The sequence below is a fragment of the Odoribacter sp. N54.MGS-14 genome (assembly GCF_000980295.1).
GTDB classification, from domain to species: Bacteria; Bacteroidota; Bacteroidia; order Bacteroidales; family Marinifilaceae; genus Odoribacter; species Odoribacter splanchnicus.
Genome location: NZ_LARL01000009.1, coordinates 17,506 through 32,562, shown reverse-complemented (window position 1 = coordinate 32,562; position 15,057 = coordinate 17,506). Strand labels below are relative to the sequence as shown.

General features: G+C 44.5%; 10 protein-coding genes. 2 read left to right on the top strand and 8 right to left on the bottom strand.

Going from position 1 to position 15,057, the window contains the following annotated elements:
* Window positions 1-200 precede the first annotated feature (200 nt).
* The 4 genes from WS42_RS03475 to WS42_RS03460 all read right to left on the bottom strand — a co-directional run bounded on the left by WS42_RS03475 (window position 201) and on the right by WS42_RS03460 (window position 9,746).
* On the bottom strand, window positions 201-3,113 hold the full coding sequence (locus WS42_RS03475) for a M16 family metallopeptidase (protein WP_046450751.1): 2,913 nt from the start codon (window positions 3,111-3,113) through the stop codon (window positions 201-203).
* A gap of 27 nt (window positions 3,114-3,140) precedes the next feature.
* The gene (locus WS42_RS03470) at window positions 3,141-3,722 is read right to left on the bottom strand and encodes a flavin reductase family protein (RefSeq protein WP_046402438.1); all 582 of its coding nucleotides are present in this window, start codon (window positions 3,720-3,722) and stop codon (window positions 3,141-3,143) included.
* Between the two features lie 130 nt (window positions 3,723-3,852).
* Entirely contained in the window at window positions 3,853-5,064 is a 1,212-nt protein-coding gene (rocD, locus tag WS42_RS03465) for an ornithine--oxo-acid transaminase (RefSeq protein WP_013611659.1), read from the bottom strand.
* A 149-nt stretch (window positions 5,065-5,213) separates the two neighbouring features.
* A complete protein-coding gene (locus tag WS42_RS03460) occupies window positions 5,214-9,746 on the bottom strand; it encodes a translocation/assembly module TamB domain-containing protein (protein ID WP_195427009.1) in 4,533 nt (1,510 codons plus the stop codon).
* 75 nt (window positions 9,747-9,821) lie between these two features.
* On the opposite strand from WS42_RS03460, the gene tsaD reads away from it, so the two are divergent.
* Window positions 9,822-10,841 carry a tRNA (adenosine(37)-N6)-threonylcarbamoyltransferase complex transferase subunit TsaD gene (tsaD, locus tag WS42_RS03455; RefSeq protein ID WP_046450749.1) on the top strand — a complete coding sequence of 340 codons (1,020 nt, stop codon included), beginning with the start codon at window positions 9,822-9,824 and terminating at the stop codon, window positions 10,839-10,841.
* A 29-nt stretch (window positions 10,842-10,870) separates the two neighbouring features.
* Window positions 10,871-11,800 carry an NAD(P)-dependent oxidoreductase gene (locus tag WS42_RS03450; RefSeq protein ID WP_046403588.1) on the top strand — a complete coding sequence of 310 codons (930 nt, stop codon included), beginning with the start codon at window positions 10,871-10,873 and terminating at the stop codon, window positions 11,798-11,800.
* A 697-nt stretch (window positions 11,801-12,497) separates the two neighbouring features.
* Here WS42_RS03450 and WS42_RS03445 read toward each other — a convergent pair.
* The 4 genes from WS42_RS03445 to hmuT are packed head-to-tail and all read right to left on the bottom strand — an operon-like array spanning window position 12,498 to window position 15,049.
* On the bottom strand, window positions 12,498-13,367 hold the full coding sequence (locus WS42_RS03445) for a ChaN family lipoprotein (RefSeq protein ID WP_046450760.1): 870 nt from the start codon (window positions 13,365-13,367) through the stop codon (window positions 12,498-12,500).
* 10 nt (window positions 13,368-13,377) lie between these two features.
* Complete coding sequence (locus WS42_RS03440; protein WP_013611665.1) at window positions 13,378-13,710, bottom strand: DUF2149 domain-containing protein; 333 nt, start codon at window positions 13,708-13,710, stop codon at window positions 13,378-13,380.
* Window positions 13,707-14,309, bottom strand: a complete 603-nt coding sequence (locus tag WS42_RS03435; protein WP_013611666.1) for a MotA/TolQ/ExbB proton channel family protein — start codon at window positions 14,307-14,309, stop codon at window positions 13,707-13,709. Before WS42_RS03435 ends, WS42_RS03440 begins: the two co-directional genes overlap by 4 nt.
* A 29-nt stretch (window positions 14,310-14,338) precedes the next feature.
* Window positions 14,339-15,049, bottom strand: a complete 711-nt coding sequence (gene hmuT / locus WS42_RS03430; protein ID WP_046402406.1) for an HmuT family protein — start codon at window positions 15,047-15,049, stop codon at window positions 14,339-14,341.
* Window positions 15,050-15,057: the final 8 nt, after the last annotated feature.

Genomic DNA, 15,057 nt, shown 5'->3' with positions numbered 1-15,057 from the left:
CAAAGGAATGGGGTTTCAAATTTATTTTGAGTCAGTGATAAAGAGTTACAAAGGTTACAGAAGTTACAGAGATCGCAAGGATTTAACCGCCCCTATACAACCTCTTCCCTCCCTCATGTAACTCAGTAACTCTTTTAACTCAGCAACTCAGTAACTCTTTTAACTCAGCAACTCAGTAACTCTTTTAACTCAGCAACTCTCTAATACCCAAAAATCTGTTCGGTAGTCAGTCGCTCTACGGGACCATAAGAAGATAATTTTTTCATATCCAATTCTTTTTCATCTCCCAATACACAATAGGTATATTTGCGGTCTTTCACCCATTTTTCCTGAAAATCCTTTACCTGATCCAGGGTCAGTTTCTGCAAATCGTCGAATAACATTTTCCGGCGGTCACTGTCCAATCCCAGGTCCTTTGCTTCCTGATAGGCATCGAAAATTCCGGCTCCGGTAATCCGGTCGGTCCGTAACCGGGCAATCAAAGCTTCTTTTGCCAGATTAAAGGCAGCTTCAGACTCAGGCATATGATTGATAACTTCATCGAATGCAGTCAAAGCATCTCCCATCTTATCATTCTGAGTAGCGATAAAAGTAGAATAAATATAAGGCTTGTCCAGACGGGAAGGCTCACCCAAACCGGCAGATGCCGAATAAGCCAATCCCCGGGCTTCACGCAATTCCTGGAATACGATCGAATTCATACCTCCCCCGAAATACTCGTTATATAAGGTAGCTACCGGATAAATATTCGGATCGAATTTTTCTCCCCGGTTAGAAATAGCAGCCATATATACCTGAGCAGCAGCATACGGAGCTAACAAAACCTTACTTTCTCCGGTTTCTCTGATCTTAAAAAGCGAAGCCTTATCTGCAGCGATCAGCTTTTCAGGCACCTGATGGTACCGATTCACTTCTGCCACAACTTCTTCCTGGGTCTTCGGGCCGTAATAAAGGACAGTATGTTCGGTCTTGCTCAGATCACGAAGGTGGGCCAACAGCTCTTCCGACTTTAAATTTTGTATTTCATCAGCCGAAAGCACATTGGTCGCAGGCGATTTCGGTCCGTATAAACCATATTGCATCAGCATTCTGAAATTTGCCTGCTGATTTAATTTTGTATTCGCTCTCCCTTCCAGAATATCACCTTTCATAATTTCCAGTACTTCCGGATTGGGTTGAGCATCTGCCAGCAGAGATTCGACCAATTGAATCGCCTCTCCCATATTTTCGGATAAACCCGAAATAGTGAGATAGGTACGGTCAGCTCCCGGACGAATACCAAAATCACAAGCCAAACGGTAAAACTCTTCCTTCACCTGTTCCGGACTCAATTCGGAAGTACCCAAATAATCCAGATAGCCGGCAGCAGTGGAAAGATAACGATCCTCATTATTTCCTTTCTCAAAAGCATAAGTTAAAGAGAACAGGTCGTTCGTCGGGTTTTTCTTATACCACAAAGGAATATCGGATTTGAGTTTTCCTTGAGCCATATCTTTTGAAAAATCGACAAATACAGGTTCGATGGGTTTTACCGGTGCTGTCCGGATCTCCCGCAAAAAAGCACTACTCTTATCCCGGTTGGTCACAATCGGAGTGATGGCCGGTTTAGTCATTTTCTTTACACTTTCGTCTTTCCCCTGCCGTTTATTGACCACGACATAATTATCTTTCAGATGAGTATTGGCAAAATCTATCAGCTCTTGTTTGGTAATTTTACTCATCCGGTCGAGTGAAGCCACTTCATCGGCCCAATTCGTACCGTTGACAAACGACTCGACAAACCAGGTTGCTCTGTCTTCATTGCTTTCCAATTGTTTTTGTCTGTCGCGTTTGTTATTATTGATCGTCGCAGCGATCAGGTTCTCGTCGAATTCTCCTTTTTTCAACTTTCCGATTTCTTCCAACAGCAATGTACGTACTTCTTCGAGGGTTTGTCCGTTTTTAGGTGTTCCTTCCATTAAAAATACACTGTAGTCAGCTAATAAGAAAGGATAGGCAGCAGCTCCCAACATTTTCTGTTGTTGATTGATATCCAGGTCGATCAAACCGGCTTGTCCGTTGTACAACACCTGAGCCAGCAGATTCAGGGTTTCTACGTCCTCACTGTTTGCTCCCGGAAATCTCCACGCCAAAGTCACATTTTCAGCTTCCGGTCCCACCACTTCTTTCACTATAGGAGAGGTAATCGGCTGCTCCGGTTGAAAGTTCAGTTCAGGCAAGTTCTGACTCGGTTTCATTCCACCGAAATAACGGTTTATCGTTTCGATCATTACATCGGGATCAAAATCTCCGGAAAGACAAACCGCAATATTATTAGGCACATACCATTGAGTATAGAAATTCTTAATATTCGTAATAGACGGATTTTTCAGATTTTCCTGTGTTCCCAAAATGGTTTGAGTTCCATAAGGATGGTGGGGGAAGAGACCGGCCATCACCTGATCGATCACTTTACGGTTATCTTTGGTCAGGGACATATTTTTTTCTTCATAAACAGCTTCCAGTTCGGTATGAAATCCCCGGATAACAGGATGCTGAAACCGATCGGCCTGTATTTTAGCCCAGTTCTCTACCTGATTCGAAGGAATATCTTCCTCAAAAACAGTCTGGTCGTAAGAAGTATAGGCATTTGTCCCGGTAGCTCCGATCGCCGCCATCAATTTATCGTATTCATTGGGAATAGCGATCTTAGAGGCCTCATAAGACACACTGTCGATCTGACGATAGAGAGCAGTCCGCTGAGCCTCGTCCGTCGTTTTCCGATATACCTCGAACAAAGCTTCTATCCGGTCCAGCATCGGTTTCTCCTGTTCGTAATTCTGTGTTCCGAAACTATCCGTTCCTTTGAACATCAGGTGCTCAAAATAGTGGGCCAACCCGGTCGTCTCTGCCGGATCGTTCTTTCCACCGGCGCGGACGGCGACATAGGTCTGAATCCGGGGTTGATCTTTATTGACCGTCATATACACCTTTAAGCCATTGTCTAAAGTATAAATCCGGGCATTCAACGGATCTCCGGGCACCGACTCATACTTAAAGCGGGAATGATCCCCGCACGCAGCGATCAGGACCAGTACACCCAATAGCCACATCGTTTGAAACATTTTTTTCATCTTATCTTTTCATTAAAATTCCTTCTCTTATTTCTTATTTTTCTTCTTCTTTTTCTCCACGGACCATCCGAATTTCCCGATCTTCTTGCCCAGACCGAAATATTCCCCATGAGTATACACCAAAGGATTTGCACGGTCGAGTTCAAATTTTCCCGTTTCGGGGTTCAGATACCGGTCATCGGCCTGTACATTCACCACTTCGGCCAGAAACAGATCATGTGATCCCAGAGGGACGATCTCTTTCACCCGGCATTCGATGCATACAGGGGCTTCTTCAACAATCGGCGCCCGAACCACTCCGGCCTTTCCGGGCGTGAGTTTCATCTCTTCGAATTTCCGGTAATCGCGCCCTGAACGAACTCCACACCAATCCGTAGCAAAAGCCAGGTCTTCGGTTGTCAGGTTGATAACGAATTCGCCCTGTCGCCGAATGATCGGATAAGAATACCGCTCCGGCCTTACCGAAATATAACACATGGGCGGATTGGTACAAACCGTTCCAGTCCAAGCCACTGTAAACAAATTATATTCTTCGGGAGTCGCACCGCAACTCACCAGCACTGCCGGTAAAGGATAAATCATCGTTCCCGGTTTCCAATTGTGTTTCATACCCATTCGTTTTCCAGACCGTCGTATGAACCGATCAGCCTGCGACAAAGATACAAAAAGACGAAAGGCATTCTCTCGCCCTTCGTCTTTTATTTTAGCAGCCGGCACCTATGCTCCGGCTGTTGTCAAGCTATTCGAATTCAGCTATCGTATTTTCTATAATACCGATGGCTTCCATGAGTTCCATCTTGTTGATCACCAAAGGTGGGGCAAAACGGATAATATGCTGGTGGGTCGGTTTAGCCAATAAGCCTTTATCTCTCAATTTCAAACATACATCCCAAGCGGTTTTACCGTTCTTAGGCTTAATCACAACGGCATTCAACAATCCTTTACCACGTACCAGTTCGATCATATCCGAATGGATTTTACTGATCCGATCCCGGAACACTTGTCCCAATTTCTCCGCATTCTCGGCTAGTTTTTCGTCCCGTACCACTTCCAAAGCAGCAATGGACACTCTGGCTGCAATCGGATTCCCCCCATAGGTCGATCCATGTTCGCCGGGCTTGATACAAAGCATAATATCGTCGTTGGCCAGTACACAGGAAACCGGCATCATTCCCCCCGACATCGCTTTACCTAGCACCAGGATATCCGGATGTACTCCTTCATGGTCACAAGCCAGTAATCTACCGGTACGTGCAATTCCCGTTTGTACCTCATCGGCAATAAACAAGACATTTTTGGATTTACACAGTTCATAGGCTTTTTTCAGATATCCTTCATCCGGCACAAAAACACCGGCTTCCCCCTGAATCGGTTCCAACAGAAAACCGGCCACATCAGGATCCTGAAGTGCTTTCTCCAAAGCCGGAATATCATTATAAGGAATCTTGATGAATCCGGGAGTGAAAGGTCCGTATCCGGCATACGATTCGGGATCGTTAGAGAGCGAAACGATCGTAATGGTACGTCCATGAAAATTCCCGTCACAAACGATAATCTTGGCCTTTCCATCGGGTACCCCCTTTTTCATATAAGCCCATTTCCGACAGAGTTTCAACGCTGTTTCATCGGCCTCTGCTCCTGTATTCATCGGTAACACCTTGTCATAACCAAAGAATCGGGTCACAAATTCTTCCCATTCTCCCAGCACATCATTATAAAAAGCCCGCGAAGTCAATGCCAGTTTCTGAGCCTGATCGGTCATTGCCTTCACAATCTTCGGATGACAATGTCCCTGGTTCACAGCCGAATAAGCAGAAAGAAAATCGAAATACTTTTTTCCATCTGTATCCCAGACATAAATACCTTCTCCCCGTTCGAGTACCACAGGTAGCGGGTGATAGTTGTGAGCCCCGTAACGAGCTTCTCTGTCTATAAATTCTTGTGCTGTCATAATATATAAAGTTTAAGTTCGTAATCGTTTGCAGCATGCAATTTGTAAAAAAAACAGCATATTAAAAACAATTTCCCGTTTTTTTTATAAAATCATTTTCAAACCGGAATTTATCATAACGGTGAAAACAGACAGAACACCTATCCCGCTTACTTTCTCTTTCGTAAAAAGCCGAAATATTTCCGCAACAGTTCCCGCAAAGTATCGAATGATTCCTGATAAGACACCCCTACTCCCTGAATGGTTTCCGTATTATTATATAGCAGCTTCTCGTTCGTATGGGAGTAAGCCTTCATTTTCAACGATCCTTGTTTATTTAACTTCACTTCGATATCGAAGTCTCCGGCAATATTATTTTTGCGATTCTCGTCCCCGGCAGCGTTCCGATTACCTCCGACATCCATATTTCCGTTAGCAGAAATCGTAATCCGGTCATCGAGAAGCTGAGTTGAGACAGCCAGTTCGAACTCATCCGATGTCATTTCTTTTTCCCGGTCTCCCCGACGGTAAGCAAACCCGATATCTACATTGCTGCTAAACTGTGAAAACCAACGGGATAACTGATTGGAAAACATCTCCGTCAAAGTCGTCACCCCTGCCGTCTGGGCTTGTAAACCATAATCCCCCGTATTGTCTGTCCGGTAGAATCGATTCAATACCAACAGAGAAAACATTTGTTTATTAATCTCGTCCTGGCTGGAAAAAAGACTCTGGATATAACTTTTACTCTGGGTTTCCAGTGTCGGGAAGTTTATATCGAATTTTACTACCGGATTGGTCAGGTTATCACTCAGATTCAGGATACATTCCACCGGAACCTTTCTTCCCGATTCCGTAGCGATCTTTTCATCGGGATTCGACTCATCGGAAGAGAGTTTTTCTGCCGGTAACAATTCGGTAATCGTCGTTTTCAAATTATATACCGCATTGATATTCAACATTGCCTCATAAGGCGAACCGCTCCAGGAAATCGTTCCCCCGGGAGTAAGTACAAATTTTTTATTCACCAGGTTGCTCAAAGTAAAGAGATAATCCCCTTTTGCAATCTGATATTCCCCGAACATATTCAGATTTCCGTCTTTATCGAAAGTGATCTTAATATCTCCGTTTCCCGTAGTTTTCAGAATATCTCCGACCGTCGGGTCAAAAATCACCTGTACATTCAGCTTATCGTTGACCTCCAGGTTCGCATTCAAATTAATATCCGATACTGCCGATTTAGGTTGTATCTTCTGATTCTCCGGCTGTCCGGTATGGACAAAATGCAAAAAATTATTGGACTGCTCCGTCATGCCTGCCGACAAGGGAAGATACAAACGGGAATCATTCTCCGTCCGGGCATTGATCGTGACATTATCCACCCCATTATGGTTATCCAAATCGGCCAACCCACTCAGATATACCTGACCATAAAACGATTCGTTATCTGCAAAACCGGTATTCAGCACCATAAACTTTTCAAACCGGGCATCGAGGCGGTAACGATTTTCCCAAAACTGATATTCTCCATTCAACACCGCTTGCTGCCCATGAATATCTTTCATATAAAAATTACGAAACAACAGATGATTATTTACGATATGAACGCTATCGTGAACAAAAAATTTAGTATTCAAAACATTGACTTTCATCCCTACCGAATCGAAATAGACAAAACCGGAAATATCCGGCTTATAGGTATTTCCTGAAATCCGCACATTCCCGGACAAATTCCCGGCAGTCTCCGTAACAAAATCAGAAGCATAGATTCCTAACCGCTCCAATCCCACTTTTTCCAAATGTATGCCGACATCAATCGTATCCTTCTCGGGCGTATAATACCCCTGTACCACTAAGGGCACAGCATCGTCTACTCTGTTTTCAGCTCCGACAATGACGTTTCTGTTATCCGCATCCCAATACGAACGCAGGCTCAACGATCCTAAAGTATCCCGGTTAATTCCCCAGTTATCGACATTAAAATCGGTAATCAACATAAAATTTTTATAATAATCCTGAAGAGTCAGCGAACCGGTAGCGATTCCGAACAAAAATGGCCGGTGTTTCAAAGCGATCCGGCTTACATTCTCCAGATTGAAATTCTCGAGTTTCACGAATAGCTTTTCTTCAGTAGATTCGGAGAGTTTACCGTTAACCGACAAACTCTCTTTTCCCCGCTGTATAAAAAAGTCACTTACATCAATCTCTTTACCGGCGATAAAAACCGAAGATTCCTTGACCCGCCAAACGCTATCGTTCATCACAATGACTCCCGGATGAATCCGGATTTCCGTGTTATAACCATACTTTTCATCGGGAGAGAAAACGACACAGGCAGACAATTCCCCGCTATAAGTCTTATCTCCCCAATTACACCAGCTCAATCTATTGTCCAGATGGTTATCCGCAAGCGTTAATTCATTCCTGACATTATAAAGCTGGTATCCATTGCCATAAATGAGACGGTCGGTAGTATATTTCATATCCAGCCGTTGCATATCCCCCACAAGATCGATTTTGGAATGAAGCAGGCTGATATCCTCATAACCGATCGAATCGGTCGTCAGGCGAAGACGCAATTGTCCGGTTTCATTCCGGTAATCGGAAGTAATCAATGTACCCGAAGCTATATACAAATCAGGATAGAGAACCTGCAAAATCCGGCCGGCATCTTTTACCTGCACGGTATATTGAAAATCGAACTTTTCAGGTTCTTTCCGTTTCGGATACTTCCGGGTCTTTTTAGGCTGATGTACCGAATAAGCCGGTAAATAATTTTGCATCAATCGAAAAACAAACGGAGCAGGGCGCAATTCCCGAAAATTTCCCGAAATAAAAAGATCCACGACATCCGATTTTAAAGTAGTAGTATTATGGTCTCCCTTCTGGTTATCCTCCATACTAATTTTATCTATCGTGAATGTAGCTGTATCACAGGTATATTTGAAATCCGTCAGGGATAAATTGGTAAAACTCTTATTTTCCTGCCCGGCATGAATGATCTCGAACGAAGTTTCGAGCGCCTCCTGTCCCCCTTTTATATCCAAACCGAATGCCGCCAATTCATCGATCCGTAACTGTCCCCGGGTACTCAAAAAATTCAGGGAATCACTCAAATCATAAGCCAGCAATACCCCTCCCTGCATCTGCTCGTTCTCCACGGTGGCCATCACATCCAGCTTTCCCGTCTCATAAGTCATGGCCACTTTCATATCTTTGACATTCCCTTGATGGATATTCAGACGCTCCACTTTCGAATCTATATGAAACGAAGGTCCCCGGGTATCCCAGACTCCTGCATAACTACCGGACAAACTACCGTATCCCAGCATCGACAGCCCGGACAACTTTCCACAGTCGACCTGATAAAAATGAAAATCCCCACCCATGGCATCACAATCGGGCTTTTTGTCCGGACAAGGAGCATAACGAAACGTCAGATTTCCTGCCAAAGCCGGAGTAATACTCTTCGCCTTCACCATAAAATCCGATAATGTACCTTCGAAACAAATCGACTCGAAATCGACAAAAGAAAAATGATGCAGAGGTTCCGGAACCGGAATATACCTATCGAACCAGGGCAAATAGACGGTTTCCAGATCATCGGGATTCAAATGCGCCTTATACAAATCGATATGAAACCGTGTATTCCATACATCCGGCAACCCTTCCGATTTAAAACTTCCCTGAAAAACGGTTTTATCCCCTAACTCAAAATAAAGGTCATGACCTTCCAGCTTATTGATGGTGTTATTGACAATACCGCTGCATTTCACCGTATTATCGATCCCTCTCAGCACTCCGTTAAAATATGCCAGATCGATAAAACTCACCGACGAGGGCCCTAATTCATAATATTGTTGCATCCGGGTCGTAAAATAACGCCAGTCGTGCTGATCGGGTGTCCAGCTGAATTCCAGTTTCATCAAGTCGAGACTACTCCGTTCAAGTTCTATCCGTGCATCCGTAATCGTCAAATTACTCTCCCGGATCCGAACCCGTCCATCCAATTCCTTCATCCTCAATCCCGACTTCTCGATAAAACTCAAACCGGAAACGACGATCTGTGAATATTCATCCCCAAAGTCAAAATCTGTAATATCGACATTCAAATCCCGGCATTCCACATCCGTCCAGTTAACGCCATAATCCACCGGTTCATATTCTTCTTCACGATAAGTGAAACGGGAATCCCGCAGACTGACCTTCTTCAATCCCATCAACCAACCGCTCTGTTTTTCACCGCCCTCCCCCTCTGTATCGGCAGGAGCGACCCGCTGTAAAGAATCCAGAAACATCTCTATATTTGTCGGCGATCCTTCCCCACGCGATATCCATAAATTAAAATCAGCCTGATTCAAAACAATTTCACCGATCGTGAAACTCTTGTTTACGATATTGAAAGAATCTGCCTTTACCCGCAAATCCTGGCAATATAATAAAGTATCGTTTTTAAAGTCTTTTAATAAAACTTCTTTCAGTACCAAAGATTTTACCGGACGGAAATCGACATGGCCGATCTGAATAGTAACACCGGTAGACGCTTTAACCTGCTGAGTAATATATTGAACCAACGCAGTTTGTACATACGAAGTCTGTAACAGGAGATAAAGCATCCCTGCCAGTAACACCACTCCCGTTGCACAAAACAATAATATCCGAAGAACCTTTTTTATACCCGCAGTTATTTTTAGTTTGCTCACAAAAATATTAATATTGCATCAGATTTGAAAACGATTGGAGTTCAAAGATTAGAGAATAAAGTTTAAAGAATAAATATGACTGTAATTTTAGGAATCGAGTCTTCTTGTGACGATACCTCTGCTGCAATATTGAAAGATGGCCTTGTGCTAAGTAATGTCATTGCCAGCCAGAAAGTGCATGAAGCTTATGGCGGAGTTGTCCCTGAACTGGCCTCACGGGCACACCAGCAAAATATAATTCCCGTGGTATCAGAAGCCATCAAAAGGGCCGGTATCGAAGTGAAAGACATCGATGCTGTAGCTTTTACCCGCGGACCGGGGTTATTGGGCTCGCTCCTGGTAGGAACTTCTTTTGCTAAAGGTTTTGCCCTGGCCAATCATTTACCTATGATAGAAGTAAACCACCTGCAGGCGCACATCCTGGCTAATTTTATCAAAGAACCGGGAGTGGAAAGCCGGCAGCCTCCTTTCCCTTTCCTGACCCTGCTGGTATCGGGCGGAAATTCGCAGTTGATCGTTGTACACGATTACCTGAAAATGGAAATGATCGGACAAACGATCGACGATGCTGCGGGGGAAGCCTTCGACAAATGTGCCAAAGTGATGGGATTACCCTATCCCGGCGGTCCGATTATCGACCGACTCGCGAAAGAAGGTAATCCGGAACGCTTCACTTTCAACAAACCGCAAATACCGGGGCTCGATTACAGTTTCAGCGGACTGAAAACTTCATTCCTCTATTTTCTGCGGGATGAACTGAAAAACAATCCCGATTTCATTCAGGATAACCTGAACGACTTATGTGCTTCTCTTCAAAAGACTGTTATCGATATTCTGATGTCTAAATTGAAAAAAGCAGCCAAACAAACGGGAATAAAACAAATAGCCATCGGCGGAGGTGTTTCGGCCAATTCGGCTTTACAAAAAGCAGTACATGACGAAGCAGCCCGCTCAGGCTGGGAAGTTTTTATTCCGCGTCTGGGATTTTCCCTCGATAATGCCGGGATGGTAGCCGTTACCGGTTATTACAAATACCTGGCAGGACAATTTATCGGCCTGGACGCAGCTCCCTTTGCCCGAACCACTCTCGAGTAAATCCGTATAATCCCTATAATAACGATGTTATGAAACTCCTTGTCACCTACAATATTCCCCGGGAACCCTTCCAGAATCTGCCTGCAGATTGGGAAATCACCTTTCCGGAAAAGGAAGAATTCAGTAAAACGGAATTGCTGCGCATACTACCCGATTACGATATTATGCTGGCCATATTTCATGCTCCGATCGACAGGGAAATCATCGATGCCGGAAAAAAGCTGAAGCTAATCAGCAATTATGGAGTGGGTTATAATAATATCGATATCACCTATGCCCGTGAAAAGGGTATAGCTGTGACCAATACCCCGAAAGCGGTCAATAGTCCTACGGCCGAGCTGGCACTGGCCCTGATGCTGAGTGCAGCCCGCCGGATTGCCGAATGCAATCAACGTATCCGCATAGAAAAAGAAAGTATGTGGGGCACTATGCGCAACCTGGGATTCGGATTGGAAGGAAAGACCTTGGGCATTATAGGCCTGGGCAATATCGGTAAAAATGTCGCCCGTAAAGCAGAAGCTTTCGGAATGAATATCATTTACTATAATCACCACACCGAAGTTCCCGGTTACCGACGGGTCGAACTGGATACCCTGCTCCGGGAATCCGACTTCGTCACTCTTCATACCCCCTTGACTCCCGCTACCCGGCACCTGATCGGACAGCGTGAACTGAGTTTGATGAAACCGACAGCCATTCTCGTCAATACAGCCCGGGGAGCTGTTGTCGATGAGCAAGCACTGGCCGAAGTATTGAAAAAACGTCAAATAGCAGGTGCAGCCCTGGATGTCTTCGAAGACGAACCTCACATCACAGAAACCCTCTACGCTTTGGAGAACGTCGTACTCACCCCCCACATCGGAACCGGCACCATCGATGCCCGCATCGCCATGGGTCGTGAAGCCCTCGAAAACATCCGTCATTTCCTGGCAGGTAATCCAACCAATGTCGTCAATTAATATCATAGTTACAGCGGTCAGGGTTAATTTTTCCGTTAAAACTATTCTAAATGTAGAATTATTTTGTTACTTGTTCGTCTTCGGTATTCGTGTTCGGGGACCCGGTCGCTTCTGTCGGTCGTCTACCTTTTTCTTTCACTGACCGGCGGAACTCCTCGCAGGCTCGTCAGACACCACCGGTCGGGCGTTCAGAAAAAGCAAGACGACACCCGACAGAGCTCCAATGGTCCCCGAACACGAACACCTCCGACTTACGTTATCACTACATAGGAAACGAACTGTGACCTGAAAAGTATAAATTTCTATCAAACAGCTGTTTTTCTGAACCCTTACATGAGGGATTAATTCAGCCATCGGTATTTTATAGGAATAATCCGGTCAGGTAACCCAGGTATCCGTACTCCGGTCAGGGTGGCCTGCCCTTTCATTCAATAAAACTTTCCTTCTTTGCCCTGTAGTGCTGACGGAAGATGCAGGGTTTTGTGGCGGAAGACCATTGGAGCAGGAACGAGGGTCCGGTTAGGGTTTCCGAACGCCCGACCGGTGGTGTCTGACGAGCTTGCGAGGAGTTCCGCCGGTCAGTGAAGGAAACCCTAACCGGACCGTTCCAGGCGAACCGGTCTGACGGCACAAAACCCGGAATCGGAATAGAAAGAAAAAATAAACCTACCTATAACTTGAGATTCGCAACTTCTTTTCAATAGGTCGTTGTCATATCCGTAGGGACACAAATATAAAAATCGGCTTTTCGCATGACATCCTTATCCAGTTTATCCGTCTTTTCCTGACGCACCACTTCAACAGTGGCTATTTTCAAACCGGGGCGATACCGGTTGAGATAAGTGATGATTCCGGCTTGGTTAGCAGAATGAAAGCTGCCGTTCAAGTGGACGAAGTACGATCCGATGTTCTGAGCAATCGACCATCCCATCGTTGCATCCTTCAAAGCCTGAGCTTTGGCCAGCTTCTCCGTATCCTCTTTTTTAGCTCCCGGCATTTCCATCGAACGGAAATATGTTTCAACCCCTTCATTCCGGACATAATTTAAAGGCAGCGGTGCGATATAATTTTTCGCTTCTTCCGACAATTGTTCCAAAGCCTCGAATCCTCCGCGGGATACCATAGCGGCATACCTGCGGGGTACATTCGTAGCAACGAAAGGAATCCGGTTGGTTTTAGCAAACTCTACGATCTTTTTATAGTCGGTCGGATAATTCGGCCATAGTTTTGCTTCCTTAGTGAAACGCTCGGCTGTAATCAATCCACTCAAATATTCATCCAACACCAGTTGATCGTCCCGTTCGAACATTTCAGCCCCGATCATCAACCGATCTTTATGAAGAGCATATAGATCCCGGACAATCTCATATTCCATCCAATGTGCTATCGGGCAATTGTGTATCTCTCCGATAAATACAACCTGTTGTTCACCCAAAACACTCATCATATGGGCATAGTCGGTTTCCTGCCCGTCGGCATCGAATAAAGTATAGGCTCTTTTCTCCTGAGCAACGACCAAGCCGCCAGTCAGACAGAACCAAAGTATTATTATCATTCCTATTTTCATCATCTTTCTATTATTCAGGCACATAGATAATTTCTCCGTTTTCAAGTTCATAAGCTATACCAACCCTTTTTCCTTTCGAGCCGGAGCTTTGTTCGTTCGAAGGCGTATATTTATTGATTTTATTTCCCTCTTTCATGATAATCTCCATATTGTCTTTCCCAGGATTTTTCACGATAGTAAAATCTTCCTGAGTAAAAACTTCGGTCATATTCATGTGCATCACCATTGCCACCATCAGGGCTACCGCAAAAACCATAGCCACATCGAACAGGTTGACCACCACACTCAGCGGATCGGCATCTTCCTGAACGGCAAATTTGCTCTTTCGCCTCGCTGTTCTCATGCTTCTGTATTTTTCTCGTTTAACTTCCGGGCCACATAATCCAGATTATTCACATCTTTTGCATACCAGCGTTGTTTAAATTGCAACGACACCAAACCGACGGCACTAACTACCAAACCGACAACCGTAGTTGCAAAAACCACCTGCATATTATAAGCCATACCGGCGATATCTCCGGTAGAAAGTCCTACCAAGGCAGGGCTCATAGCAATCAAGGTGCCGATCAATCCCAATACCGGTCCCATCTTAGCCAGTAACTTCGAAAGAATAACATCCTTCTCTGCATCGTTCTCAAAATTCGTGATCAGATAATCCGAATAATCCGGACTGGGAGGTGTGGTCAATAAATCACGGAGATAGCGGATATACAAAGAGTTATCCCTACCGGGTAAAGCACCTTTCAGTTCACCGATCGTATCGGGCGTCAGTTCTTTGATCAGTCTGTTCATCTGTTTGTCATTTTTCCGTTTGGTCATGTATTGATTATAAACTCCTCCGATTAGCAACAACGACCGGATAAACAGTAATAATAAAAGAATAATATCCGGTATAAGCAGGCTGTTGGCCACCCAAAAAAGCACTTGTGAAATAGTTTCCATAGATTATAGTTTAATTTAAATATTATCGATTATTTACGAGAAGTCGTTTGGTGGGTACTTCGTTTCTGTAAAAGGACCCATTTCAATTTATTCCAACCCATACCCAGCAAGAAAAAGATCAGAAACAAGCCAAAAGCAAAAGCCAATGCCTTCCAATTTGTCGGTTCTTTAACTGCCTGATAGGTAACATTTCCATTCACTGTAGTCAGCAAGCCGATGATACAAACAAAAAGACTAACGAGAAAATGTACTTCCAGCCGCAATTCTTTTTCAGGTAAAAGATACCTGAAAAAGTAACACAGCAGAGGAATCATCACCACCACTCCTATAGCAAAAACATAGGACAGGATCGAAAAGGATATCCCCGGAAAACTAAAGATCAGCTCGGTCTGTAAATAAAACAGAACGGGAAAAATAAGCAGGGTCGGATACCATTTCAAAGACTTCACCCACCACTTTTCCTGTTGGCCGAACCATCCCCGCAATACAGCCACACAATACGCAAAACAAACGACAGCCTCGAGCGTAATGATCACTGCCATATTTTGCAAAGCCACTGTATTCTGAAGGTAGTCGGCCAGCTGGGTTTTGGATTGCAGGATAGCAACCGGATAAGTAGCGGTAATGAAAATACCACAGATCAATCCGAACAAAGCTGCCTGCCAGCCTTTCCAAAAACTAAGCTTCAACAGGCAATTGACCAGGATAAATAAGATAAGTATACTGATAACTAATTCCATATCGATAT

Excerpts from the sequence above, each read along its gene's own strand:
- WS42_RS03470 (WP_046402438.1), bottom strand. The coding sequence starts at position 3,722 with ATGAAACACAATTGGAAACCGGGAACGATGATTTATCCTTTACCGGCA.
- WS42_RS03445 (WP_046450760.1), bottom strand. The coding sequence starts at position 13,367 with ATGAAAATAGGAATGATAATAATACTTTGGTTCTGTCTGACTGGCGGC.
- WS42_RS03440 (WP_013611665.1), bottom strand. The coding sequence starts at position 13,710 with ATGAGAACAGCGAGGCGAAAGAGCAAATTTGCCGTTCAGGAAGATGCC.
- WS42_RS03435 (WP_013611666.1), bottom strand. The coding sequence starts at position 14,309 with ATGGAAACTATTTCACAAGTGCTTTTTTGGGTGGCCAACAGCCTGCTT.
- rocD (WP_013611659.1), bottom strand. The coding sequence starts at position 5,064 with ATGACAGCACAAGAATTTATAGACAGAGAAGCTCGTTACGGGGCTCAC.
- WS42_RS03450 (WP_046403588.1), top strand. The coding sequence starts at position 10,871 with ATGAAACTCCTTGTCACCTACAATATTCCCCGGGAACCCTTCCAGAAT.
- tsaD (WP_046450749.1), top strand. The coding sequence starts at position 9,822 with ATGACTGTAATTTTAGGAATCGAGTCTTCTTGTGACGATACCTCTGCT.
- WS42_RS03475 (WP_046450751.1), bottom strand. The coding sequence starts at position 3,113 with ATGAAAAAAATGTTTCAAACGATGTGGCTATTGGGTGTACTGGTCCTG.
- hmuT (WP_046402406.1), bottom strand. The coding sequence starts at position 15,049 with ATGGAATTAGTTATCAGTATACTTATCTTATTTATCCTGGTCAATTGC.